At 35.4% G+C, this 25826-nt stretch carries 27 protein-coding genes; 25 read left to right on the top strand and 2 right to left on the bottom strand.

Annotated elements, in window-relative coordinates; all coding sequences use genetic code 11:
* Positions 1 to 160 precede the first annotated feature (160 nt).
* The 4 genes from GZ63_RS0101740 (at position 161) to GZ63_RS0101725 (ending at position 4463) form a co-directional block, all read left to right on the top strand.
* Positions 161 to 1201 (top strand): hypothetical protein, encoded by a 1041-nt coding sequence (locus tag GZ63_RS0101740; RefSeq protein WP_029266264.1) that lies wholly within the window; start codon positions 161 to 163, stop codon positions 1199 to 1201.
* A 146-nt stretch (positions 1202 to 1347) separates the two neighbouring features.
* Positions 1348 to 1794 carry a hypothetical protein gene (locus tag GZ63_RS0101735; RefSeq protein ID WP_029266262.1) on the top strand — a complete coding sequence of 149 codons (447 nt, stop codon included), beginning with the start codon at positions 1348 to 1350 and terminating at the stop codon, positions 1792 to 1794.
* 155 nt (positions 1795 to 1949) lie between these two features.
* The gene (locus GZ63_RS0101730; RefSeq protein WP_029266260.1) at positions 1950 to 2381 is read left to right on the top strand and encodes an IDEAL domain-containing protein; all 432 of its coding nucleotides are present in this window, start codon (positions 1950 to 1952) and stop codon (positions 2379 to 2381) included.
* A gap of 210 nt (positions 2382 to 2591) precedes the next feature.
* Complete coding sequence (locus GZ63_RS0101725; protein WP_029266258.1) at positions 2592 to 4463, top strand: OPT family oligopeptide transporter; 1872 nt, start codon at positions 2592 to 2594, stop codon at positions 4461 to 4463.
* Positions 4464 to 4514: 51 nt separating this feature from the next.
* On the opposite strand, the gene GZ63_RS0101720 is transcribed toward GZ63_RS0101725, so the two are convergent.
* A complete protein-coding gene (locus GZ63_RS0101720) occupies positions 4515 to 6527 on the bottom strand; it encodes a penicillin-binding transpeptidase domain-containing protein (RefSeq protein WP_029266256.1) in 2013 nt (670 codons plus the stop codon).
* An 892-nt stretch (positions 6528 to 7419) separates the two neighbouring features.
* Between GZ63_RS0101720 and GZ63_RS18025 the strand changes: the two genes are divergently transcribed.
* The 4 genes from GZ63_RS18025 (at position 7420) to nagB (ending at position 11660) form a co-directional block, all read left to right on the top strand.
* Entirely contained in the window at positions 7420 to 7593 is a 174-nt protein-coding gene (locus GZ63_RS18025) for a hypothetical protein (protein WP_198020896.1), read from the top strand.
* A gap of 121 nt (positions 7594 to 7714) precedes the next feature.
* On the top strand, positions 7715 to 9643 hold the full coding sequence (gene nagE / locus GZ63_RS0101705; RefSeq protein WP_029266254.1) for an N-acetylglucosamine-specific PTS transporter subunit IIBC: 1929 nt from the start codon (positions 7715 to 7717) through the stop codon (positions 9641 to 9643).
* A 119-nt stretch (positions 9644 to 9762) separates the two neighbouring features.
* Complete coding sequence (gene nagA / locus GZ63_RS0101700; RefSeq protein ID WP_404814829.1) at positions 9763 to 10932, top strand: N-acetylglucosamine-6-phosphate deacetylase; 1170 nt, start codon at positions 9763 to 9765, stop codon at positions 10930 to 10932.
* A 2-nt stretch (positions 10933 to 10934) separates the two neighbouring features.
* Complete coding sequence (gene nagB, locus GZ63_RS0101695) at positions 10935 to 11660, top strand: glucosamine-6-phosphate deaminase (protein ID WP_029266250.1); 726 nt, start codon at positions 10935 to 10937, stop codon at positions 11658 to 11660.
* 86 nt (positions 11661 to 11746) lie between these two features.
* On the opposite strand, the gene GZ63_RS0101690 is transcribed toward nagB, so the two are convergent.
* Entirely contained in the window at positions 11747 to 12397 is a 651-nt protein-coding gene (locus GZ63_RS0101690) for a YigZ family protein (protein WP_029266248.1), read from the bottom strand.
* Between the two features lie 147 nt (positions 12398 to 12544).
* On the opposite strand from GZ63_RS0101690, the gene GZ63_RS0101685 reads away from it, so the two are divergent.
* From GZ63_RS0101685 to GZ63_RS17785, 17 genes are all read left to right on the top strand, one after another.
* A complete protein-coding gene (locus GZ63_RS0101685) occupies positions 12545 to 13696 on the top strand; it encodes a sensor histidine kinase (RefSeq protein WP_029266246.1) in 1152 nt (383 codons plus the stop codon).
* A 76-nt stretch (positions 13697 to 13772) separates the two neighbouring features.
* Entirely contained in the window at positions 13773 to 14462 is a 690-nt protein-coding gene (locus tag GZ63_RS0101680; protein ID WP_029266244.1) for a response regulator, read from the top strand.
* Between the two features lie 153 nt (positions 14463 to 14615).
* Complete coding sequence (locus tag GZ63_RS0101675) at positions 14616 to 15458, top strand: DegV family protein (RefSeq protein ID WP_029266242.1); 843 nt, start codon at positions 14616 to 14618, stop codon at positions 15456 to 15458.
* Positions 15459 to 15555: 97 nt separating this feature from the next.
* Positions 15556 to 16980, top strand: coding sequence for a DEAD/DEAH box helicase (locus GZ63_RS0101670; protein ID WP_084178897.1), 1425 nt, complete (start codon positions 15556 to 15558; stop codon positions 16978 to 16980).
* Between the two features lies 1 nt (position 16981).
* Entirely contained in the window at positions 16982 to 17668 is a 687-nt protein-coding gene (locus GZ63_RS0101665) for a ComF family protein (RefSeq protein ID WP_029266238.1), read from the top strand.
* A gap of 53 nt (positions 17669 to 17721) precedes the next feature.
* Positions 17722 to 18132 carry a TIGR03826 family flagellar region protein gene (locus GZ63_RS0101660; protein WP_029266236.1) on the top strand — a complete coding sequence of 137 codons (411 nt, stop codon included), beginning with the start codon at positions 17722 to 17724 and terminating at the stop codon, positions 18130 to 18132.
* Between the two features lie 89 nt (positions 18133 to 18221).
* Complete coding sequence (flgM, locus tag GZ63_RS0101655; RefSeq protein WP_029266229.1) at positions 18222 to 18485, top strand: flagellar biosynthesis anti-sigma factor FlgM; 264 nt, start codon at positions 18222 to 18224, stop codon at positions 18483 to 18485.
* Positions 18486 to 18502: 17 nt separating this feature from the next.
* Positions 18503 to 18994, top strand: coding sequence for a flagellar protein FlgN (locus GZ63_RS0101650; protein ID WP_029266227.1), 492 nt, complete (start codon positions 18503 to 18505; stop codon positions 18992 to 18994).
* A gap of 30 nt (positions 18995 to 19024) precedes the next feature.
* Positions 19025 to 20527 (top strand): flagellar hook-associated protein FlgK, encoded by a 1503-nt coding sequence (gene flgK / locus GZ63_RS0101645; protein ID WP_029266225.1) that lies wholly within the window; start codon positions 19025 to 19027, stop codon positions 20525 to 20527.
* A gap of 12 nt (positions 20528 to 20539) precedes the next feature.
* The gene (gene flgL, locus GZ63_RS0101640) at positions 20540 to 21421 is read left to right on the top strand and encodes a flagellar hook-associated protein FlgL (RefSeq protein WP_029266223.1); all 882 of its coding nucleotides are present in this window, start codon (positions 20540 to 20542) and stop codon (positions 21419 to 21421) included.
* Positions 21422 to 21533: 112 nt separating this feature from the next.
* A complete protein-coding gene (fliW, locus tag GZ63_RS0101635; protein WP_029266221.1) occupies positions 21534 to 21983 on the top strand; it encodes a flagellar assembly protein FliW in 450 nt (149 codons plus the stop codon).
* Between the two features lie 2 nt (positions 21984 to 21985).
* A complete protein-coding gene (gene csrA / locus GZ63_RS0101630) occupies positions 21986 to 22207 on the top strand; it encodes a carbon storage regulator CsrA (RefSeq protein WP_029266219.1) in 222 nt (73 codons plus the stop codon).
* 120 nt (positions 22208 to 22327) lie between these two features.
* On the top strand, positions 22328 to 23779 hold the full coding sequence (locus tag GZ63_RS0101625) for a flagellar hook-associated protein 2 (protein ID WP_029266217.1): 1452 nt from the start codon (positions 22328 to 22330) through the stop codon (positions 23777 to 23779).
* A 42-nt stretch (positions 23780 to 23821) separates the two neighbouring features.
* The gene (fliS, locus tag GZ63_RS0101620) at positions 23822 to 24226 is read left to right on the top strand and encodes a flagellar export chaperone FliS (RefSeq protein ID WP_029266215.1); all 405 of its coding nucleotides are present in this window, start codon (positions 23822 to 23824) and stop codon (positions 24224 to 24226) included.
* Positions 24226 to 24579, top strand: a complete 354-nt coding sequence (locus GZ63_RS0101615; protein ID WP_029266213.1) for a flagellar protein — start codon at positions 24226 to 24228, stop codon at positions 24577 to 24579. Before fliS ends, GZ63_RS0101615 begins: the two co-directional genes overlap by 1 nt.
* Positions 24580 to 24726: 147 nt before the next feature.
* The gene (gene hpf, locus GZ63_RS0101610) at positions 24727 to 25287 is read left to right on the top strand and encodes a ribosome hibernation-promoting factor, HPF/YfiA family (RefSeq protein ID WP_029266211.1); all 561 of its coding nucleotides are present in this window, start codon (positions 24727 to 24729) and stop codon (positions 25285 to 25287) included.
* Between the two features lie 271 nt (positions 25288 to 25558).
* Positions 25559 to 25729: a hypothetical protein gene (locus tag GZ63_RS17785; protein WP_156947658.1), complete on the top strand. Its 171-nt coding sequence runs from the start codon at positions 25559 to 25561 to the stop codon at positions 25727 to 25729.
* The last annotated feature ends 97 nt before the right edge of the window (positions 25730 to 25826 follow it).

Raw genomic sequence — 25826 nt, 5'->3', positions numbered from 1 at the left:
ATAGTAGAAGATTTGACGACTGCTTTCTTTTAGGATGCTTTTTTTGTGTGAAAGTAATCCTAAAGAGGATATAAAAAAAGAATGAATTAGGCATAATTCACCACCTTCACTCATTATACATAAAATAATATAAGAATAAATTGATAAAGGGTGTGTCCCATTGTCGAACGAAAAGTACTATGTTACTGGGAATACTGCAGAAGGGTTTGTAAACTTCCTGCCGACAAACGTTAGAAATTTTAATCACGTATTCATCTTAAAACATCCATCAAATAAATTAAAAACAGCTATTATAAAGGAGGTCATTCGTCGCTTAGACTCCAATTACAAGCTTGAAATTCTTTGTAGTGCACTGAGTGATAACTATTTAGATGGGGTCATTATTCGCAAGAAGTCAATTGCTTTTATTATTGATAACATTGCTTCTTCAGAATTAAGCGGAGCAATTGAAATTGATTTAGAATTATTTTTAAACCATTCCGTAAAGCCAGATGTCTCAGATTACTTATCATCCTATCAGGAATATACACATAAAGCCTACAATAACTTTAAAACAGGTTTAACCATCCATGATGACCTAGAAAATATATATATTCGTGAAATGGATTTTAAAAAAGCGGATAAGGCTGCAGACCAATTCATTCAACATTTATTACAACATGTTTCAAAACAAACCCGCACATCCAACACATGCCACCGTCTTTTTGGAACAAATACAGCTGATGGTATAGTGAACATTGTTTCAGAGCTGATTCAGCCATTAAAGAGACGATATTATTTGAAAGGTCGAGCCGGAACTGGCAAATCTCACTTTATGAAAAAAGTTATGCGTGCATGTCGAAGCTATGGTTTTGATATTGAATTATACCATTGTAGTTTTGATCCAAACAGCATCGATATGGTTCTTATTCGGGAACTTGACTTTTGCATATTTGATAGTACAGATCCGCATGAATTCATGCCAGAAAGAAAAGAAGATGAGATTATTGATCTCTATGAAGAAACGGTTACACCTGGAACGGATGAAAAGTATGAAGAGGAAATTCAACATATTACTCTAAATTATAAATCATATCTGAAAAAAGGAATGAGCAATCTAAAAAAAGCGGGAGAGTATGTGGAAAAAATGGAAGTTCAATTTGAGTTTACAAATCATGATGTTCATTCTATTACAACCTTTATTTTAAATCAGGTGAAGTAAGCAGAACGTTATGGACTGGTTCACTTTTATAATGATTCAGTCCATAACAGAATAATTGCACTTCATTTACTTGTTTTTTTGAGAAAATTATTGTAAAATAAATTCACAGAATATTATGAGTACGACATTATTAGGAGGTGGGTGGAATGGTAAGTGTTAAAAGGTTACAGCCATATTATATAAAAGCGGATAGTGATTATGTCCGTGTGGTGCTAGCTTATCAATATTTTGCCGTATTAATAGAAGATCAAGTTTATCAGTTTGTACCACTGGAAGCAAAAGAAATACGAATCAATCGACGTACGCAAAGAATTGAAAATACAGAAGCAAGGTTTGCTTTCCAAAAAGGTAAAGATGTTCGATATATTACGATGACCAAATTAATTTCCCTCCCGGACTTTCTAGTACAAATACATGCGCTTACGAAAGCATATTATATTCAACCGCGAATTGAACATAAAAACGATTCACAAAATGAAAGCGTTGCCATGATTATTTCTGAGCTAGAATATTTAAATTTAAAGCGTTTAATTGATAAAGCTTTGGATGAGGAAAATAAAGAGGACTTCGATGCCTTAGTAAAGTTATTATAATTATAATAGTCATATATAAAGAAGCATTTCTTCATTTTAGAAGAGTGCTTCTTTTTCATGTATTGAGTACGAACATAAAAATATTTTCTATGTTTATGTTTCATTATAGCGGGTATACATATAGAACAAAGATATAAGCCCCGGAGGTGCAATCAATGGTTTCGGTAAAAAAGTTTAAACCTTATTACATTAAGTCTGATACAGATTATGTTCGTTTAATTTTAGGCTATCGGTATTTTACAATTTTTATTAATGGAGAAGAGTATCAGTTTATTCCCATCAGGTCGAAGGAAATTAAAATTAATCGAAAGACCAGAAAAATTGAAAACATCGAAGATCAATTCGCATTTCAAAAGGGTAATGATGTTATTTATATAACAATGAATGAGTTAATTTATCTCCCGGATTTTTTGATTCACGTCTATGATATTGCTAAACCCTACTATACGGATATACAGGAACAAAATGATGAGACAAATGAGATTATTATTGCAGAACTTGAGCGGTTAAACATAAAGAGATTGATTGATAAAGCATTGGATGAACGTGATGAACAATCATTTTTTACATTAATAAACTTACTTTAAATTAAAGGAGGCATACCTGGTCCAATGAAGGAATGCTTCTTTTTAATATTTAAAAACAATTTATTAGAGAAAAAGAAACTTTGAAAAAATTCCCCATTCTTAAATTCACTAAAATATGTTAACATAATATAGTTAGATGTTATGTTTTTATCACTATTAATCAAAATATTCACAACATTACGATATCAAAAAATGGGGAAGGTGTTTCTTGTGTCAAAAAAAGAAGCGAAGCCAGAATTTAAGCCATATATTCCAGCTTCTGAAAAACGTCCTGAATTTACAGTAACGGCCATGATTGTTGGGGCAATTTTAGCGGTTGTTTTTGGTGCGGCTAATGCGTACCTGGGACTTATCGTAGGGATGACTGTATCTGCATCCATACCTGCAGCTGTTATTTCTATGGCAGTCTTACGAGTTATCATGAAACGGACTTCAATCTTGGAAAATAATGTCGTGCAGACGATAACTTCGACAGGAGAATCATTAGCAGCAGGAATTATTTTTACCTTGCCGGCATTGTTCATTTGGCAGCTGCAGCCGAGCTTAACAACCATTGCAATTATTGCACTTGCTGGTGGTATTTTAGGGGTTGTTTTAATGATACCATTACGTCGTGCACTCATTGTAAAGGAACATAACACGTTACCGTATCCGGAAGGGACTGCTTGCGCAGAAGTGTTGGTTGCTGGAGAAGAAGGAGGCAAAGGTGCAAAATTAGTTTTTAGTGGGCTAGGAATTGGCGCTCTGTTCAAATTTTTAACAGATGCCGTAAAAGCATTCCCATCTACCGTAGAATGGGAAATTTATAAATTTAAAAATGCAATGATAGGTATGGATACCCTGCCCGCACTCTTGGGTGTTGGTTTCATTATTGGACCGCGTATTGCTGGTATTATGTTTGCTGGTGCAGTACTTGGCTGGATTGGTATTATTCCATTAATCAGTTATTTTGGCGAGTTTGCTAATACTGTCATATATCCGGGGGAAGTACCCATCAGTGAAATGAATTACCATGATATATGGGGAAGTTATTTACGTTATATTGGTGCGGGTGCTGTAGCATTTGGAGGGATAATTGGACTCGTAAAAACATTACCAACCATTTGGTCGTCATTCACTGGAGCCCTGAAAGGATTTAAAAACACCGGTAATGCAGAAGAATTAAGAACAGATAAAGATATTTCTATGTTATTTATTGTCCTATTAACAATTGCATTTATCGCTACTTTAATGTTCTTTCCTAATATTGAAATAGGGATAATAGGTGCTATTTTACTATTCATATTTGGATTTTTCTTTGTAACCGTTTCTTCACGGATTGTAGGTATTGTAGGAAGCTCCTCAAATCCAGTTTCAGGAATGGCGATAGCGGCTCTCATTCTTATATCTATTGTCCTGGTTGGTGTTGGTCAAACAGGTGAAAATGGAATGGTTACGGCCATTATCATTGGATCTGTTGTCTGTATCGCAGCAGCAATTGCAGGAGATACTTCGCAAGATTTAAAAACAGGTTATATTGTCGGGGCAACACCAAAATGGCAGCAAATAGCTCAGTTATATGGTGTACTTATTACAAGTATCATTATTGGCTTTATTTTAGTCTTGTTAGATAATGCATATGGCTTTGGATCAGCTGATTTACCTGCTCCACAAGCGGTACTCATGTCGATGGTTGTAGAAGGCATTATGAGTGGTGATCTACCTTGGAACTTAATTTTTATTGGGATGGCTGCGGCTGCAATGGTTGAATTGTTCGGTATAGGATCCCTGCCGTTTGCAGTAGGGCTATACTTGCCGATTACGCTGACAGCGCCAATTATGATAGGTGGTATACTTAAAGGAATTATCAAACGTCGTACCAAAACAGAAGGAGAATTCAAAGAGAAAAATGAACGGGGCGTTTTACTTGCATCCGGTTATATTGCCGGGGAGGCCCTTACAGGTGTCATTATTGCACTCGCAGTAACAGCTGGCTTAACGCTGCCTGAAGAGATTATTTTTGGCCCAATTGTTTCTCTTATAGCATTTGTAGTAGTGGCGTGGTTATTATTCCGTACCGCTAATAAGCGTGTAAGTAAGTAGAAGTAAGGAAAAAAAGAACGGCTTGGATCATTTGTGATCCTGGGCCGTTCTCTATTTTTTTATGTTTTTTATTATATCTGTTACCTGTTCAACAGCAACACCGCTGCCACCTTTTTTTTCGACATGCTCTCTCATTAAAGCAATCAATATATCTTGATCCTTTGTAGGATATCCCACAAACCATCCGTTTTCTTGGCCTTTTTCATCACTCGATTTTTTTAATTCTGCTGTTCCTGTTTTACCAGAAATTGCAAGTCCATCCATTTTAGCCTGTTTTGCTGTTCCCTCGGTGACTACTTTTCGAAGTGCATCCTGTAGTATTTTTGCTTGTTTTTCGTTGATAAGCTTTTCTTGCCAAACTTTACTTGTTTTCTCCGATAAAAGTAAAGTGGGTTTTAGCATATCACCCTTATTCAGTATAGGGGTATAGGTTAAAGCCATATGTAAAGCGCTTATTTCAACTTCCCCTTGTCCATAACTTGTATTTGCAAGTAAAACTTCATTTTCAATCTTTCCATTGGATGATATGGAAGATTTGGTGATCGGATATTTATAAGGGAGATCCTCTCCAAATCCAAATTGTTTTAATCCTTTTGTGTATGCCCCATTTCCCATCTCGACTGCTTTTTTGGCAAAATAGATATTATCTGATCGTACTAGTGCATCTGTTAAGTCGACCGGTCCATCCGACTCGGAGACACGACGCACTTTATAATCGCCCCAACCTTCATTACCCCATGTTAAACCTTTTATATTTATTCCTTCTCCGGGTTTTATCGATCCATTGGTTAATCCTATGGCCGCCGAAATTGGCTTCATAACAGAGCCAGGTGCGTAGGTTGCTGAGAATCGATTTAACAATGGATTTTGCTTGTCATTTTCTAGTGAATCTAGTTGGTCTTGCGTAATGCCGTATAAAAATTTTTCTGGATCAAATCCAGGACTACTCACTAGTGCCAAAGTTTCTCCTGTTTTCGGGTCAATAGCTGCAGCTGTGCCGGCACCATCATCATATGATTTATAGACTTCTTCTTGGATATTTGCATCAATGGTAAGTTGAATTGTCTCGCCATCCTTGACCTCACGTTCGGCCAGGATAACGTCTTCTTCTCCTTTTTTGACAACAAAGATTTTAACACCTTTTTCTCCTTTGAGCTTCTCCTCGTATAATTGCTCGAGACCGCGCTTACCTATCATATCGTTCGGATGGTACATTCCTGGCTCCGCTTTTTCCATTTCCTCTGCATTGATTTGTCCTATATAACCAACCAAATGGGAAGTAGCTTTATTTAGTGGATAAACCCGTCCGAGCACTTCATTTCCGACAACGCCATCTAATTCCCATAGTTGATCCGTATTTGGATTATCTTTGGAGATTTTTTTAAGTGGTACAAATAAGTTTGGCTCTACCCAATCAGCATTTAATGCCGTTTCAACTGTATCAACAGATATGTTAAGTAAGTCAGCAACTTTTTCCTTGGTCTGTTCAGCATTTGAACCTAAGTTTTCCGGGATGATACCTACTTCCCATATAGTGTCATTAATAGCTAATGGCATTTTATTACGGTCTAGAATTTCTCCTCGCCTAGGTTCCTCTGTTTCAATTTTAACTTCCCCGCCATCTTTTAGTTCCGGAAATATAAACCCCTGATCCCATTTAATAAACCAGTTTTTATTATCCTCTTTACCTTCATATAGAAGCGTTGCTTCATAATCAAACGTGATAGGTCCCGCTGCACTATCCATTTTCACAGTAAAAGGGAGTTTTGCAGTACCTTCTTTTTTACCCTTTTTAAGCTGTTTATCGCTTAATTTTTTATATTTAATTTCTAAGTTAGAAATATCAAGGTCTGTATAAATTTTCATATAGCGATCAGTAAATTGCTCTTTAGAATATGTTTCCTTGGACTTTGCAGCAAGCATTTTATACATTTCATCAAATTTTTGCTCATCCCAATGTTTTACATATGTATCAAAACGTTCATGTGGTGAAGTTGTATCTGTGGAACAACTAACAATAAACACTAAGAAAAATATACTTAACAAGCCTAATATTTTCTTCACGTTATCCCCCTCCATTCCAGCAAAAAGTATTTACGGCTTTCATCATAACATTTTGGAAATATATTTAGATATATTGTGAGGAAAAGTCATTCTATGACACAAATCTAGAATAACTTTTCTTACGGAATGATTTATTAAGCTTCCATGCTGTTTTTAATTTCAGTTTGTATTCGGTGAAGTCCCTGTTCAGATACAATATAATACCAAACCCCATTCCCTTGCATTCAAAACTGATCTCCGACTTTGTTATATAAATAATAACTGCCAGATACTAAAATCAACGCAAGGGAAATGCCTCCGATCCAACAAAGTTATTTACTTTTTCGAGTTGTTTTTATGTTATCAGATCTTGTACTCACGTATATGCTCCTTTTAATATTTAAAAAATAAAAATTCTAGGTAAAATTATAGCGGATAATGGACTATTAGTCTATGTCAAATGAGTATTTTTACTCATTTTGTATAAAACAGGTTTCATAAAAATGAAAGGGTTTATCTATTATTTCGATTAAATTTTTAGCATTTCCTTTATTTATCATTTCAATTCTTACCTGCTCCTCATCACAATCAATTTGATCATTTCCTTTTTTTCTTTGATTGCATATGCTGAAGTAAATGAGTATCACCAAGGATTTCAAGAAATTGTACATCGTATATTGGTGATGTCATTTTAGATATGTTCAGCGCGCTTTTGTGTATGTTTTTAAATAAAAAACATATCTATAAATAGCTATAATAAGAGTGCTGTAAATGTAAACAATATAATCGAAGGAATTTGACAAATTCATTAAAAAATCTAAATTATATCCCAAAATTCTATTCGGTGTGATAAAATAATTTTAATTGAAATTATACGCAATTGTACGCTGAACAATTTAAAGGTGGGAATGTGATGGGAGAACAGGAACAATATAAAAAAATATTAAAAAAAATAATTAAAGAAACAGAAAGTTTTAAGATTCAATCTTCAGAAGAGCTTATTCAGTCTTTGGTGAATGAGTTGGGACAATTCAATAAAATGGTAAATAAGTCCAACAACATTCAAACGAATTCAGTGTCAAAGTAACAATTGGAAAGAAAAACTACATTTCGAAATGAAATGTAGTTTTTTAAATGCGGGGTATAAATTTGTTAAGCTGTATAAAAAATAAACCTGATCTGTTAATCTGAAATAAAGGGGTGAGAACGTGTTAAGTTATTTACAACGATTAGGTAAATCATTGATGCTTCCTATTGCGATGTTGCCGGTAGCAGCTTTGCTCGTAAGACTTGGAGCTGATGATCTTTTTGACATTCCATTTGTACATGAGGCGGGTAATGGAATACTGAATAACTTGGCAATTATATTTGCTATCGGTATTGCAATTGGATTCTCAAGAGATGGAAGCGGGGCTGCTGCTCTTTCGGGCGCGGTTGGTTTTTTAGTTTTGAAAGGCGGTTACGAGGCAATTGATCCCGACTTAGACCTTGGTGTTTTTGCAGGGATTATTGCAGGTATTACAGCTGGGCATTTATATAATAAATTCCACGATATTCAACTGCCTCAATTTTTAGCCTTTTTTGGTGGTAAACGTTTTGTCCCTATTGTTACCTCTACTTTAATGGTTATTGCTTCAGGAATTATTGGTGTTATTTGGGGACCGATTCAAGACGGGATTAATGCCTTAGGTAACTGGTTTATTAATGCAGGAACAATAGGTGTAGGATCATATGGATTTTTTAATCGGCTATTAATACCAATTGGTCTGCATCATGTATTTAATTTCTTGATTTGGTTTGATTTTGGGTCCTTTACGGATGCTGCAGGGCAAGTTTGGAATGGTGAAATTAATCGTTTCTTAAAAGGGGACCCTAATGCAGGATATTTCCTGGCAGGATTTTTCCCAATTATGATGTTTGGTTTGCCGGGAGCTTGTTTGGCTATGTATTTAACAGCGAAAAAACACCGAAAAGCTGCGGTAGGCGGATTTTTAGGAAGTATTGCGTTTACAGCGTTTTTAACAGGGGTTACGGAACCAATTGAATTTTCATTTATGTTCTTATCTCCACTATTATATGTTGTACATGCTATATTAACAGGATTATCTATGATGACAGCGTATCTGCTTGATATAAGGCATGGATTCGGATTTTCTGCAGGTGCCATTGACTACATTCTAAATTTTGGGATTGCGCAGAAGCCGTTGTTATTAGCTCTACAGGGACTTGTATTTGCTTTTATTTATTTTGTCGTTTTCTATTTTCTTATTAAAAAGCTCGATTTAAAAACGCCGGGTCGGGAAGATGAGGATGAGGAATATAAAGAAACAAATGAACAAGCAGGTTTAGAGAAAAGTGGGGCAAATGACTATGATAATAAAGCGTACCACTATTTAGTCGCTCTAGGCGGACCAGAGAATATCGAATCACTTGATTACTGTGCTACACGACTCCGCCTGGAAATGAAGCGTATGGATGAAATAGATGAGAAAAAGATCAAACAACTTGGTGCCAATGGCGTGATGAAAATGGGCAGGAAGAATTTACAAGTAATTATAGGAACAACGGTAGAGTTTTTAGCTACCGCAATGCGCAAGCGTATGGAGCAAAATAATATGGAAGCCCCTAATCAACCTAGAGAAATTCCTGAGGCACATCAAGAATCATCTATGAATAATCTGTCTAGTAAGGATATTGTCATGCCTGTTAAAGGAAAGATTCTTAGTATAACGGATGTACCTGATCAGGTGTTTTCTGAAAAAATGATGGGAGACGGGTTTGCCGTTTCGCCTGTTGAAGGTGAGTTTGTTTCACCAGTAGAAGGCGTAATTCTCAATATATTCCCTTCGAAGCATGCAGTAGGAATCCGCTCCACACAAGGTCAGGAAATATTAGTTCATGTCGGCTTGGATACGGTGAATTTACAAGGAAAAGGCTTCGAAATTCGTGTAAAAGAAGGACAAAAAGTAAAACCCGGAGACTTACTTTTAAGCGTTGATCTGGACTATATTAAAAAATATGCATCTTCAACGATTTCACCGATTGTATTTACAAATTTAAGCGGCGAGGAAAAGGTAACAGTTAAACAATCAGGAATAGTTAATGCTGGAAGTGAAAATATAATTGAAATAAAATAAGATAAAAGCTAGTGTTCTTTTTAGGAAGGAAGTGCACTAGCTTTTTATACCTGGCTTAAGGCATTAACTCAAAACTTAGCCTTTGTGCACACATGAAATATAAAAGGAGTATTTAGACGGTGACTACTATTTATATTAAAAACACTACTATTTTTACCGAGAAAAATATCATTAAAGAAGGTGGCTTATTAATAAACGATAAACAGATTCAAAAAGTTTACCGGAATTCGGAAGCTCCCGATCATGTACCATCGGATACCGAAGTTATTGATGGCACGAATTGGAATGTTATCCCCGGTTTTATTGATGGGCATATTCATGGTGCAGACGGAGCGGATGTGATGGATGCAACAGAGGATGCACTTGATAAGATGGCAGACGTTTTGCCACAAGAAGGAACAACCAGCTTTCTAGCGACTACAATTACACAAGCGCCGGAAAATTTGGATAAAGCGCTGGAAAATGTGTCAAATTACTCAAATAAGCCAGGAAAAGCGGAAATCATCGGTATACATCTAGAAGGGCCATTTATCGAGAAAAATAAAGCGGGAGCACAACCGCTTGAATATATTATAGAGCCAGATATTCATCAATTTAAAAAATGGCAAGAATTATCCAATCATATGATTAAAACAATTACCCTTGCCCCAGAACATGATCACAATGGTGAATTTATTAAATATTTATATGAGATGGGGATTAATGTATCCGCTGGACATACAGAAGCAGATTTTTCCGGTATGAAAAAAGCCGTATCCTACGGCGTTCGACAAGTAACACACATTTGTAATGCAATGACAGGGATACACCATCGAGACATCGGTGTAGTTGGTGCAGCTTTTCAATTAGAACAATTACGTGCTGAATTGATCGCAGACGGAATACATGTCTCGCCAGAAATGCTACAATTAATATATAATAATATGGGGAGTGAACGTTTAATTCTGATCACAGATGCAATGCGAGCGAAATGTCTCCAAGCTGGTAATTATGAACTTGGAGGGCAGCCTGTAATAGTAACCGAGGATCGGGCCGTATTAACGAATGGGACATTGGCTGGAAGTATTTTAAAGATGAATCAAGGAGCACAAATTATGCTCAATTTAAAGGATGTTTCCATTTCTAATATTATTGAGATGACTTCTGTTAACCCGGCGAAACAACTTGGTGTATACGACAGGAAGGCAAGTATAGCAGAGGGAAAGGATGCGGATGTTTTGCTTGTCGACGATGAATTGAATCTTAAATATACAATTTGTCGTGGTGTTATTGCATACAAGGAGGAATAATGATGTTAGATATCATTCAAGCAAAGAATTATGAGGATATGAGTGAAAAGGCCTGTGAAATAATGGTTGACAGGTTAAATGCGTTGATTAATCCTATACTAGGATTTGCAACGGGCTCCACCCCCGAAGGAGTTTATAAACAATTAATTGAAAAAAATAAAGAAAAAGCAATATCTTTTCAAAATGTAATGTCCTTTAACTTGGATGAATATGTAGGTCTAAAGAAAGATGATCCAAACAGTTATTACCATTTCATGTTTCAAAAATTGTTTAAGCATATAGATATTTTAACAGATTGGATACACATACCAAATGGAGTTGCTCCTGACCTTGAAAAGGAATGTAAGGAGTATGAACAATTAATCCGTGATCATCCGATTGACTTTCAGATACTTGGTTTGGGCGTGAATGGACATATCGGTTTTAATGAGCCGAATACTTCATTTTCAAGCAGAACCCATATAGTTGAATTAGATGAATCAACACGCCAGGCAAATGCCCGCTTTTTTACTTCTATGAATGAAGTACCAACAAAAGCAATTACGATGGGGATCCAAACAATTATGGAAAGTAAAGAATTAATGTTGCTTGCTTCAGGAAGCCATAAAGCTGATGCAGTTGCTAAGTTGATCAATGGTGAAATTTCTGAGTCTTTCCCGGCTTCTGCATTAAAAAACCATCAGAAAGTAACAGTTATTGCAGATGAAGCAGCGCTTGCAAAAGCATAATTGAAATAAATGGAATTTGTTTCCTGTTACAAGGAAAAAGGGAAAACAGGAAAATAAATTGTCTCCCAACGTGTTTGGGGGACAATTTATTTTTCTTTTGTTGAAGAAACATCTATTTCTATATATGCTAAATCCATTTCTTCAATTGCTGCTTGATCATTTGTAAGGTCAATAATCCAGTCACTGAAATCTATTTTTTCCTCCATATTGACATAAACAATAAATTCGACTCGTTCAAGATAATTGATCGACTTTAAAATATGTTTTGAGTGACGTAATACATTTTCCAGTTTTCCAAGTAGTGCATAATCAACAGTAATAGAAAATCCTTGCATCAGTTGACGCCTAACAATACCAGTAGCTTGAATAGCTTGAGATGTTGTATTTCCATAAGCTCGAATTAAACCTCCTGCACCAAGCTTAATCCCTCCAAAATATCTCGTTACTACCACTGCAGTATCTTTTAAACCCTGCTTTTTCAAAACTTCCAGCATAGGAATACCAGCAGTACCACTCGGTTCACCATCATCATTTGCTTTTTGAATTTGATCATGTTCTCCAATCATATATGCAGAACAATTATGTGTTGCATCATGATGCTTTTTTTTAATTTCTTGTATAAATTTTTGTGCATTTTCTTCTGTTTCAACACGTTTAACATAACCAATGAATCTGGATTTTTGTATGTTTATTTCCACAGATCCCCTTTTTTTTACTGTAAAGTATTGGGTCAGCATTTAGTATGTACCTCCTATGACTATTATTTTAGTATATAATAGATGTATAATTACAATAATTAGATTTACTTTCTGTAGAATAGTCAATATACCCCATGAAATGTAGATGTAATTTCGTATTATTATACCATAGGTTGGTGGAAGCTTTTGAGAAAAAAGATAGATGAGAAAACGTTGGATCATATAGTGGAAGAAATGGTTAGTATGGTGGAAAATAGCAAGGATGAAATTTTTAATATTGGTGAAGAGGCGCGAAGAGAACATGAAAACTTGCTTCTTGAATTGCAAGATACGAAAGAAAAAGTAAGTCACCATATTGATAATGGAGATAAACTAGAACAGCAAGTTAAATCGTTTAAGAAAAGATTATCTGTGGTCAGTAAACATTTTGACCGTTACTCGGAAGCAGAGATTCAGGAAGTTTACGTAAACACGAATGATATGCAAACAAAACTAGCTGTTCTCAGGCAAGATGAAAAAGTCTTGAGAAAAAGAAGAGATGAGCTGGAACGAAGATTAGTGATGTTGAATCAAACGATTGAACGTGCCGAAAGTTTAGCAAGTAAAATATCCGTTATTTTAACCTATTTACATGACGATTTTAAACAAGTGAATGAAATCATTGCAGAAGCAAAAGAAAAGCAAGAATTCGGCTTAAAAATTATAGAGGCACAGGAAGACGAGCGTAAAAGGATATCAAGAGAGATCCATGATGGACCGGCGCAGATGCTTGCCAATATTCTTCTTCGATCTGAGATTGTTGAACGTTCCTTTAAACAAGGAACAATGGATAAAACGTTAACCGAAATTAAAAGTGTCCGCAGGATGATTCGTTCATCCCTGTATGAAGTAAGAAGAATTATTTATGATTTACGTCCTATGGCATTAGATGATTTAGGCTTACTTCCTACCATAAAAAAATATGTAGCTACAGTTGCAAGTTATCATGAATCGATAAAAATTGAATTCATTCCGTATGGTGAAGAAAAACGCTTGCCGCAAGAATATGAAGTAGCGTTATTCAGGCTCATTCAAGAGTCTTTACAAAATGCGGTGAAACATGCAAAAGCAACTCGCATCAAAGTAAAACTAGAAATAGGCAAAAGCAATTTAACTGTGATAGTAAGTGATAATGGCATCGGTTTTGATCCGGATTCGATAAAAGATAAATCATTTGGTCTCATAGGGATGAGAGAGCGTGTTGAAATGCTTGAAGGCAGATTATCGATTACAAGTAGTGAGGAAGGCACAAAAGTTTTTATTACAGTGCCATACAACGTCCCATTTTCAAACTCTTAGAAGATAAAGAGCAGAAATGAAATAAGATGAAAAATAAATAGCTCAGCATATAATCCATGTAGGAGGAAATCTAACAATGAAAATGACTGAAGTAATTGACATTGTATTAATAGATGATCATAAATTATTCCGTGAAGGAGTAAAAAAAATATTAGAATTCGAACCATCTTTTAAAGTGGTTGCAGAAGGCGGTGATGGAACAGAGGCCGAAAAATTAGTAGAGGAATACCAGCCTGATGTTGTTTTAATGGATATTAATATGCCTGATATGAACGGAGTACAAGCTACTTCTAAATTAGTGGATAAATTTCCGGACACCAATGTCATTATCCTGTCCATTCATGACGATGAGAGTTATGTTTCACATGCATTGCAAACAGGAGCACAAGGGTATTTATTAAAAGAAATGGATTCAGACTCATTGATAGAGGCAATCAAAGTGGTAAGTGAAGGTGGATCCTACTTGCATCCGAAAATTACGCATAACTTAGTCCAGGAATATCGAAAACTTGCCCAGGAAAATATCTCATCATTGGGAAGTAGCGACATTGAAATCCGCAAACCACTCCATTTATTAACGAAGCGTGAATGCCAGGTATTACAACTATTAACTAATGGTAAAAGCAACCGTGTTGTTGGTGAAACTTTGGATATCAGTGAAAAAACGGTTAAAAATCATGTCAGCAATATATTGCAAAAAATGGAAGTAAATGATCGAACGCAAGCCGTTGTTACCGCAATTAAAAAAGGATGGGTAGAAGTATAATAATAACGCAAGGCTAGCAGCATTATTATAGAAAAAACAGTCATAAGGCATGTCATTGTTCTTAAATTTACTAATGCATTTTTTATGCTAATCATGTAAAATACGAATAGATAAAATAATCGATTAGTATATTAGTAGAGGAGCAGTAAAATAATGAAGGTTGCTGTTATGACAGATAGTACGGCGTATATATCTGCAGATTTACGAAAAAAACATAATATCCATATGGTTCCCTTAAGTGTCGTCTTTGATGATCATTCTTACCAGGAAGAAATTGATATCACGACAGAAGCGTTTTATCAAAAAATAAAGAGGGCGGACGCTTTACCAAAAACTTCCCAGCCATCAATCGGTTATATTACGGATAAATTAGAAGAACTTGCAAAGGAATACGATGCAGTTATTTCAATACATCTTTCAAGTGGCATTAGCGGGACTTATCAGGCTGTTAGTAGTGCTGGAGAAATGGTGGAAGGAATCGAAGTTTATACCTATGATTCCGAAATTAGTTGTATGGCACAAGGCTTTTATGTGCTAGAAGCAGCTGACATGGTAAAGGCAAATGAAAAACCGAAAGAAATCATCGAACGGCTGGATGAAATGAAATCGACGATACGGGCCTATTTTATGGTTGATGATTTGAATAATCTCCAACGTGGCGGACGCTTAAACGGTGCACAAGCTATTATAGGAAGTCTGTTGCAAGTCAAACCTATTCTGCACTTCGTTGATAAAGTAATCGTTCCATTTGAAAAAATACGAACGCGTAAAAAGGCAATCAAGCGTATTAAAGAAATGTATGAAGCGGATGCTGATGCGAAAGGTCCGATCAAAATCGCATTTATCCATGGAAATTGCGAAGGTGCAGCTGAAGAATTAAAAAATGATTTTTTAAAGAAGTACCCCGATTCTGAGGCAGTAATTAGCTATTTTGGCCCAGTTATTGGAACACATCTAGGTGAAGGTGCTATCGGGGCAACCTGGTATAAAAAATAAAAAAACTTGCATTCAGTAAGGCTCTTAACCACTGGATGCAAGTTACTTCATTCATAATTGTATCCTCTAAAAAATTAATAAGGAAAGCGAGATATCTATGAATAGAAACCTCTTAGTACAATCTCAAGGAAATTTAATTGCTGAACTGGCAGCCCGCTTCTCAGGAAAGTTACTCCTGCGCAGAGAAATTCCCCTAGACGAAAAACTCTTTCAACGTTTAGTAAACCAATCTTATTTCACCCCAACCCTATCAATTAAACGAAATAAATTTCACTACATCTGTGAGCGCTGCGGCAATCGCAAGCGAAGATTATTTGCTAACATCCCTTGTAATTCCTGCAAAAAGGATCATTTATACTGTCGAAAATGTATTGATATGGGACGGGTGATGGAATGTGAACCCCTTTATTATTGGACTGGGCATGAACCAAAATGGAAGAAATATAAAAGCCCTTGTTCATGGACAGGTACTTTAACCCCGGAACAAAAGCGTGCAGCAAATAGAATTGTTCAAGCCGTTAAAAATGATGAACGTGAGCTACTAGTTTGGGCTGTAACCGGTGCCGGAAAAACAGAAATGCTCTTTCCCGCAATAAGTCACCTATTAGCATTGGGAAAACGAATTTGCATTGCTACTCCGAGAACAGATGTTGTAAGGGAATTAATACCACGTATGAAACAAGCTTTTATTCATGTTCCTATTCAAGGACTATATAGTGGAAGTCCTGATATGGAGGGAACCGCCCAGTTTATTATTGCTACCACACATCAATTACTGCGCTATCAATCAGCATTTGATTTGATTATCATTGATGAAATTGATGCATTTCCCTTTCACTCTGATCCATCTTTAGCTTTTGCCGTTCATCGGGCAAAAAAATCCGCAAGCACGTCTATTTATTTAACTGCTACTCCTCGAAAAAAGCAGAGAGTACGTATGTATAGCAAAAAACTCCCGCATATTTTTGTACCAATACGGTTTCATCGGACTCCTTTGCCTGTACCACGTCTTAAAATGTGTTTTCAATTAAAGAAGAACGTAAAACGATCCCTGCCTCCACCTGCTTTTATCCATTGGCTAAAAACAAGAAGTAATCCTGAAAGACAAATCCTTTTATTTGTTCCAACAATTTTGTTAGCTCAAAAGATGGATCAGAAATTAGGTGAGCTTTTGGTGAAAGAAAAAATGATAAGAAGAGAAGGTTTATTAGAAACAGTTCACGCTGCTGACCAAGATCGGGAAGAGAAAATACAATTATTTCGCAGTCAAAACATACAGATTTTGATAACAACAACAATTCTTGAACGAGGGGTTACGTTCCCATCTGTAGATGTTGCAGTAATTGATGCAGGACATACTGTCTTTGATGAAGCAGCACTTGTTCAAATTGCTGGCAGGGCGGGAAGAAGCCCAAGTGATCCAACAGGAGAAGTTATTTTTTTCCATGACGGAAAAACAGAAGCAATGGAGCATGCAATTGAGGCCATTGTTTCCATGAATAAGCGGGGAGGGTTCCGGTAATATGTACTGTGTATGGTGTGATGGGCTTTGTATTCCAGAAATGAACTGGGAGAATTTATGGTCTATGGGAAGAACAAAAACACTTTGTAACCAATGTGAAAATGCCTTAAAGGTCATCGAGGGAAATCGATGCAAAAAATGCAGTTGCCAACTGAAAGAGAAACAATACATATGCTCTGATTGTATGCAATGGGAACAAAGATTCAAGCAAGACCCATTAAAGTTTAATTACTCTATATTTAATTACAATGAACGGATGCAGGATATGGTCACAAGGTGGAAATATCGCGGTGATTACCATTTGTCCTGTGCTTTTGAACAAATCTTTATCGAAACATTTAAGAACACGTTTGCTTTTTTATCTAAAAAAGTATGTGTTATCTCGATACCTTTAAGCAGTGAGAGGATCTTAGAACGTGGGTTTAATCAAGCAAAAGTGTTAGCGGATTATTTAATTCCCAAAAGGGAGGAATTCATAACCAGAGTATATAGTGAGAAACAGTCCAAGAAAACACGTAAAGAGCGTTTGGCTACAAAAAATCCATTTTTCCTAACAAAAAAAGTTAACAAACCCGTTATTCTTGTCGATGATATATATACAACAGGCAGAACATTACGCCATGCTGCAGAACTATTATTAGAAAATGGCTGCCCTGCAGTATATGCTTATACATTAATACGTAGCTGATCAAACCTGCTCGTTACGTTATGCTATAATGTGCAAATGGAGGATGGCAAAAAATGACTGAAATAGCAAATTGCTCTCGCTGTGATTCAGTTTATGTGAAAAATATTCGTGACATTTGCCGAAAATGTTACGAAGAAGAAGAAAAAGCATTTGAGACAGTTTATCGCTTCTTAATAAAGCGAAAGAATAGAGAAGCAACAATATCAGAAATTGCTGCGGTTACTGATGTCGATGAGTTGCTGATTATTAAGTTTATGAAAGAAGGACGATTAAGTACGTCCAAGTTCTCTAAATTAGCATATCCATGTAAAAAATGCGGAGTGCCAATCAATTCTGGGAGGTTATGCGGCCGTTGCTCAGAAACATTACTAGAAGAATTAGAACAACATGAAAAGGCAAAAAAAGAAAAAACTATGAATAAGAAAATACGAGTTTATTATACACTCGATAAGAATAATGAATAGCCGATCAAAGTTTTTGAGATAAATGATTTCATGTAATAAGGATAGTGAACGATTTTGCATTAAATGAGAAGCGAGGTGTGTGTTTTACGATGAAAATACATGGTCCTAATCATTCAAATTTTAATCTATATAAAAAACAATTACAAAGCCAAGCTGAACAAAAGAAGGAGATAGATCAACAGGATCGATTGGAGATTTCCAATCGTGCAAAGCAGCTACAAGAAAACAATCAGCCAAGCACAAAGCGAAAAGCCTATGTACAGGACATAAAAAAACAAATTGAATCTGGCAAATATCAAGTAAATCACGAAGTTTTAGCGAAAAAAATGTTCGATTTTTGGTCGAAGCAATAACGAGGGGAAGATAAAAGGTGTCTGTAAAAGCCATTATACAAGTCATAGAAAATCTTATTCGTTTACATGATGCATTATTAGAAAATGCCAAGCAAAAAACCGAGGCTGTTAAAGAGGGCTCTTTAGACAAGTTACAAATGGTGCTCATTGAGGAACGGAAATATATTCAATTGCTAGAACAATCAGAATCAGACAGGAAAGCTGCGATAGATCATTGGTTTTTACAGAATAATTACCCATTAAATAATAGGCCTACATTGACAGAGTTGTTGAACTTGCTCTCCAATCAAAAAGAAAAAAATGAATTGGAAAGGAAATCACATCTTCTGAAGGACCTTATTCTGCTTTTAAAACAACAGGAGCAGCTTAACCACGCCTTAATTCAGCAGTCGATGCAATTTGTGCAATTATCACTTAACGTGCTGAATCCTTCTATAAACAATATGAACTATGGAAACAAATCAAAAAAGGTATCAGTAAAAAGAACTGTTTTTGACTCGAAAGCTTAAGAGATAAATTTCTGCAGGGAGAGTGAGAAGATGAGTACCTTTCATGGATTAGAAATGGCAAAACAAGCCCTATCTACGCAGCGTTCAGCTTTATATACAACAGGTCATAATATTTCTAATGTGAATACCGAGGGATACTCGAGACAGCGGGTTCATTTCGAAACAGCAAGACCATATCCATCAGCTTCAAGAAATCGTCCTCAAATTGCCGGACAAATGGGAAACGGTGTGGAAACAGGGTCTATTGAAAGGATTCGCAATCAGTTTTTAGATTATCAATATCGTACGGAAAATAGCAAGGCAGGATATTGGGTTGAAATGTCTGATGCTATCAGTCGAATGGAAAGATTAATGCATGAACAATCAAAAAATGGATTAGGTAGCACAATGAATCAATTTAGGGATTCTCTGCAAGAATTATCCGCCCATCCTACCAATTCAGGGGCTAGGTCTGTTGTTGTTCAACGTGGGCTTGCAGTTGCTGAAACATTTAATTATTTATCCGAATCGCTAAACGCGAATCGATCAGACTTACAAAATAAAATCGGTATAACTGTAAAAGGTGCAAACAGTTTATTGGGGCAAGTAAACGAAATAAATGAACAAATAAAACATCTGGAATCTAGTGGATATTTAGCGAATGATCTTTATGATCATCGCGATCGTTTGCTTGATGGATTATCTGAAATTGTCAATATAAAGGTTACCTATCATAAAAGCAGTGAAAACGCGCTAGACGTTGCAGATGGAGTAGCAACAATTGAATTGGTTGATGCCAAAGGACAACCGTTCACCCCTCCAGCAACTTTAATAGATGGACAAACAGGTGAAGTACAAACATTATCCGTCTATTATTCACCGGATAATCAAGCTGTAACATCTTTACAAACAGGTGAAAAGACAATACCAATAAAGCAAACAACTGGTTCTTTAGCCGGTATCATTGAATCTTACGGATATATGCATAAAGATAAATTAGAAGGTATCTATCCGGATATGTTAGCAAACCTAGACAAGTTAGCAGCAACATTTGCTACAGCTTTTAATGGAGTCCATCAAGAAGGATATGATCTAAACGAAAATAAAGGAAAGGCTCTGTTTGAATTTAAGAAAGGTTATGGTGCTGCAGGATCAATAACGGTTTCTCGGGAAATATTGGATGAACCGGATTTGATAGCAGCTAGTATTGATGAGAATTCAGGCAACGGGGACAATGCAGCATCTTTAGCAAATATTTTTGATGAAAAGCTTACAAGTCTGGGAAGCAATACAACGTTAAATAGCTTTTATGAATCTTTGATTGGTGATTTAGGAGTCCGTGGACAGGAAGCGCACAGAATGGCTAAAAATACAGAAATTCTTCGTTCTCAAGTAGATAATCAGCGGCTTTCAGTTAGTTCTGTGTCATTAGACGAAGAAATCACAAATATGGTCAAATATCAACATGCATATAACGCTGCAGCTAGAAGTATGACAACGTTAGATGAAATGCTCGATCGGATTATTAATAACATGGGGCTAGTAGGAAGGTAGGCGGTGATATATATGCGAATTACACAAGGAATGCTAACGAATAATATGTTAAGAAATTTAACAAACAGTTATAAGAAGTTTAATACTTATTTTGAACAGTTAAATACTGGGAAGAAAATCAGTCTCCCTTCTCAAGATCCAGTTGTAGCCATGCAAGGGGTAAACTTTCGTTCACAGGTAGCAGAAATTCACCAGTATAAACGAAATATCAATGAAGTTTATAGCTGGATGGACAGCTCTGATACAGCTTTAGACAAGGCTACACAAACAATGCAAAAATTAAGTGAATTAGCTGTACAAGCAAGTAATGATACATATGATGAGCTAGGAAGGCAAAGCATGAAGGAAGAAGTAAAACAACTCAAAGAACATTTAATGGAAATTGCAAATACAAACGTAAATGGCAAACATATTTTTAATGGAACGGACATAGAGAATGCACCTATTCAAACAGATGGGACAGGCAATGTGCAATTAAAAAATAATTCTAATCCTGTAGAAATTGAAGTATCCAAAGGAACTAAGCTCAAGGTTAATGTGGATGGGTCGGCTTTATTTACGGAAACATTATTCGAAGACATTAATTCATTTATAGGAGCGTTAGAGGAAAATAATCGAGATGAGATTGAAAAGAGTATTGCAACATTGAATAATCATGCTGACAATGTTGTTAATATGAGAGCAGATCTAGGTGCGCGCATCAATCGTCTAGAATTGATAGAAAACCGCTTGAATGATCAAGAAATCATAACAAAGAAAGCGATGTCCGATAATGAAAATATAGATTATGAGGAAGCGATTACGAATTTGCTCACACAAGAAAGCCTTCATCGCGCTGCCCTATCTGCCGGGTCAAGAATCATACAGCCTTCGTTAATAGACTTTCTGCGCTAGTAAAGAATGAGAATGGACCCTGGATTGATGTCCAGGGTTTTATTAGCAAGTTTAATTTTATCACTGAATCCGACTAAAAAATTTAGAAAAACGGTGTAAAGGAGGTTCCAACGTGAACATTTTAACTAAATATACAGGTGAAGTAGCAATAAAAAATCAAAATATTATCAGTTTTTCCCACGGCCTGCCGGGTTTTGCTAAGGAAACTAAATTTATGTTATTGGATTTGACTGGAAACCCCTTGTTTCAAATTTTACAATCTGTTAAATCACAAGATATAGCTTTTATAGTCACGGATCCTTATCATTTCTACTGTGATTATGAATTTGAAATAGATAATAACTTGCTTGAAAATTTACAGATACAAGATAAAAATGATGTTTTTGTTTTAACGATTGTAACGTTAAAAAGCCCCTTTGATAAGAGTACAATCAATTTAAAAGCCCCGTTGATTATAAATCGAACGAATAAACAAGGAAAACAGTATATATTAACAGAAATCGATTATACTACAAAAGCTCCAATCGCACCTCAAGCTGTTTCGAAAGCGAAAGGAGATTAATGATGCTTGTGCTTACCAGAAAAAAGAATGAATCCATTCAAATAGGAGAAGACATCGAAATAAAGGTGCTGGCAATAGAAGGAGATCAAATTAAGTTAGGTGTATCAGCTCCGAATTCAATCGACATATATCGAAAGGAAATATATCTTGATATTCAAAAGCAAAATAATGAAGCAGCAAATGTTTCCTCTGATTTACTCCACTTATTAAATGAAAAGAATTAGTAAAAGAAAAATACTTAACAATACAAGCAGCGAAGCCGATATAAGATTTGAAAATAAATTTAAAAACGACAGAACTTCATTTATGCAGTAATTCTTGAATTTCTTTATGAGGTGATATTGATGCGTATCGGCGGTTTAGCAACAGGGATGGATATTGACCAGCTTGTCAATAAATTAATGACGGCTGAAAGAGTGCCCTTAGATCGAATGAATCAAGATAAAACAACCTTAACGTGGAAACGTGATGCTTTTCGCGATATAAATAAAACTTTATTGGAATTAGATAATGTGATGCTGGACATGAAATTAAGTAATACTTATCATTCAAAATCTGTCCATTCCTCTCAGGAGAGTGCTATCAAAGCTATTGCTTCGGCAAATTCTGCAAATGGCACATACCAGATTAAGGTAACAAAACTGGCAAGTTCAGCTATTAATATAAGCACAGAAGAAATAGATCCAAATCAAGTTTTAAAGCCTGGAACTATTGAGTTTTTTACATATGATGATGCAGGGGAAAAGAAAAACCATGAAATAAAAATAAATGAAAATGATTCCATAGAGGATGTATTGAAAAAAATAACGGATGGAGATAACAATGTCCGGGCTTTTTATGATTCACAAACAAATAATGTGATGATGGAAGCGACAAGAACCGGAAAATATAGTCCAAATGGAGAACCAGAAATAAATTTTACGGAAGACTCTTTCTTCGCTAAATCACTTAAAATGGATCCAAAGAAGGAAAAAAATGGAACAAATGCGGAGTTTGAATATAATGGGCTCCAAATGGAATCCAAAATAAATTCGTATGAACTAAATGGTGTAACTTTTCAATTTAACGATGTATCAAAAGGCAATACAAATATTACGATTGAGAATGATGCGGAATCGCCTTTTGAGTCAATCATGGAATTTATTGACAAATATAATGAAGTGATTGAAAAGCTGAATGCATCTCAAAGAGAGGAAAGATTTCGTGATTTTAAACCGCTTACCGTGGAACAAAAAGAAGAAATGTCTGAAGATCAAATTAAAAAATGGGAGGAAAAAGCGAAGAGCGGTATATTAAAAGGAGAATCGGTGATAAAAGATGGTATGTTTTCCATGAGACGAAGCTGGTACACGAATGTAGACACCGGTGGGGCATTTTCATCTTTAACAGAGATTGGAATAACAACTTCTAGTAATTATATGGATGGCGGAAAATTAATCATTAAAAATGAAGATGATTTAAAAAATGCTTTGCGTGATAATCCGAATGATGTGATGAAACTTTTTTCTAACAATGCAGAAGGAACTAGCCGTGGCATTGTTAATCGTTTAGAGGATGTTCTTGAAGAAACCATGAATAAAGTCAAAAAGCGGGCCGGAAGCGGAACAAGTACTTTAGAAACTTATACACTTGGTAAGCGGATGAAAGATTTGAACCAGAGAATTACAGCTTTTGAAGATCGATTAGTACAAGTGGAAACTAGATACTGGAATCAATTTACAGCAATGGAAAAAGCAATTCAAAGAATGAATATGCAATCAGCACAATTGATGTCCCAGTTTGGTGCAAATGGATGAATGTAATATTATCTATTTGCACATTAAAAGGAGGTATAATATATGTCCATCAATAAGGGATATCAGACATATCAGCATAATGCAGTCCATACTGCTTCCAGCGGAGAATTGACTCTTATGTTATATAATGGCTGTATAAAGTTTATAAAGCAAGCAATGAAAGATATAGATGAACATAATTATGAAGCTAAAAATAATAATATTCAAAAGGCACAAAATATTATTCAGGAATTAATGCTAACATTGGATCCGAAAATTGAAATATCAAAACAAATTCTACCATTATATGAATATATGCATCATCTGCTTAAGGAAGCAAATATACAAAATGAAATAACTGAACTAGAAGAAGTCCTACAGCTTGTCAGCGAGTTTAGAGATACCTGGAAACAAGTCATTTTAAAAAATCGAAAAACAGAGCAATCTGTTCAAGGTGCACAGGTATAATGAATCGTTTAGAAGAGGTTTATACAATAACCAAACAATTGGAACACGTATTAGATCAGCCAATTACTTCAAAAAATAGAGAGAACGTGATTAAACAAATTAATGAGCTGATCGATCAAAGAGGAGAACACTTGCATCATCTTTCTTCTCCTTTCACTGGCAACGAAAAAATAGTTGGAAAAAAGCTGGTTCTGCTCAATAAAAAAATTCAGAAGCAAATGCTTTGTATCTTTCAAGATTTAAAACAGGAGATGAAATTAGTTAAAAAAAAGAAGAAATCAAATCAAACTTACGTTAATCTGTATAACAAGATAGAATCAATCGATGGAATGTTTATGGATAGTAAACAGTAAATCTGCCTAACAACGAATCTTTCACAAAAATTGATGTAGTTTTTTCGACAAATTTCCTAAAAAATTATTTAAAATAAGTTGTTCAGGCAGGAAATTTATTCGGAAAAATAGTATACTATATATATAAGATGAAAGGAGGACACTTATATGAAATATAATATTCGTGGTGAAAATATTGAGGTGACTGAAGCAATAAGAGACTATGTAGAAAAAAAGATTGGTAAACTTGAACGCTACTTTGATACACCGCCATCATCCGAAGTACATGTGAATTTAAGTGTCTATAATGAAGAACAGCAAATAGAAGTTACTATTCCAATGACAGATCTGCTTTTAAGAGCGGAAGAACAGCATATTGACTTATATGCTGCAATTGATCTTGTAGTTGATAAGTTAGAAAGACAAATAAGAAAGTATAAGACGAAGATTAATCGTAAATTCAGACAAAAAGGTTCTCCAAAGCATATATTTGCAGAACTTGAAAAAGAAGCTAGTCAAGCAGTTTTAGATAAGGAAAACGAAGAAGATGAAATAGATATTGTTAGAACGAAAAGATTTGATTTAAAACCAATGGACTCTGAAGAAGCAGTTTTACAGATGGATATGTTAGGACATGCATTTTATGTGTTTACAAATGCAGTGACAAACGATACAAACGTCGTATATCGGCGTAAGGATGGTAAGTATGGTTTAATCGAACCGAATTAATTGGTAAAACAATAGTTCAAGGGCGACCTCTTTAACACGGGGGGGTCGTCTTTTTATATGCTTTTTAAAAATTATTTAAATGTAGATTAAATTTAAATTTCAGCTTATATTAAAGTCAAAAAAATGATGACATAATTTATGAAATCATATAAAAATTGAAAAAATACCCAAAAACGATAGGAAATTTAACGTTAAAATTTAAATTTTGCTATTCGCCAGATAATTGGAAACATGGTATAACTGTACCAACAGACAAAGAGGGGGTGAAATGGTGAGTGAAAATTCACATGAAAGGGTAATGAATGACTTGATAAAAAAAGTACAGCAGCATGAAAAAACAATTAGCCAGCTGGTTGAAATTGTTGGTGCAACAAACTATCGGCTATCAGAGCTTGATTCAAAACAAAAGAATGTAAATCAGCCAGTATTTTCAACATCATAAATTTGTCCACGTAAGAATTAACCTCAGACAGTCCTCATGAATTCCCCGATCATTCTTCATAGCAAAGAGTAGTTTTTCCTCGAACTACTCTTTTTTT

The organism is Virgibacillus alimentarius, from assembly GCF_000709085.1.
Taxonomy (GTDB): domain Bacteria; phylum Bacillota; class Bacilli; order Bacillales; family Amphibacillaceae; genus Virgibacillus_B; species Virgibacillus_B alimentarius.
The sequence above is the reverse complement of the archived record's forward strand: the minus strand, read 5'-3'. Positions and strand labels throughout refer to the sequence as shown.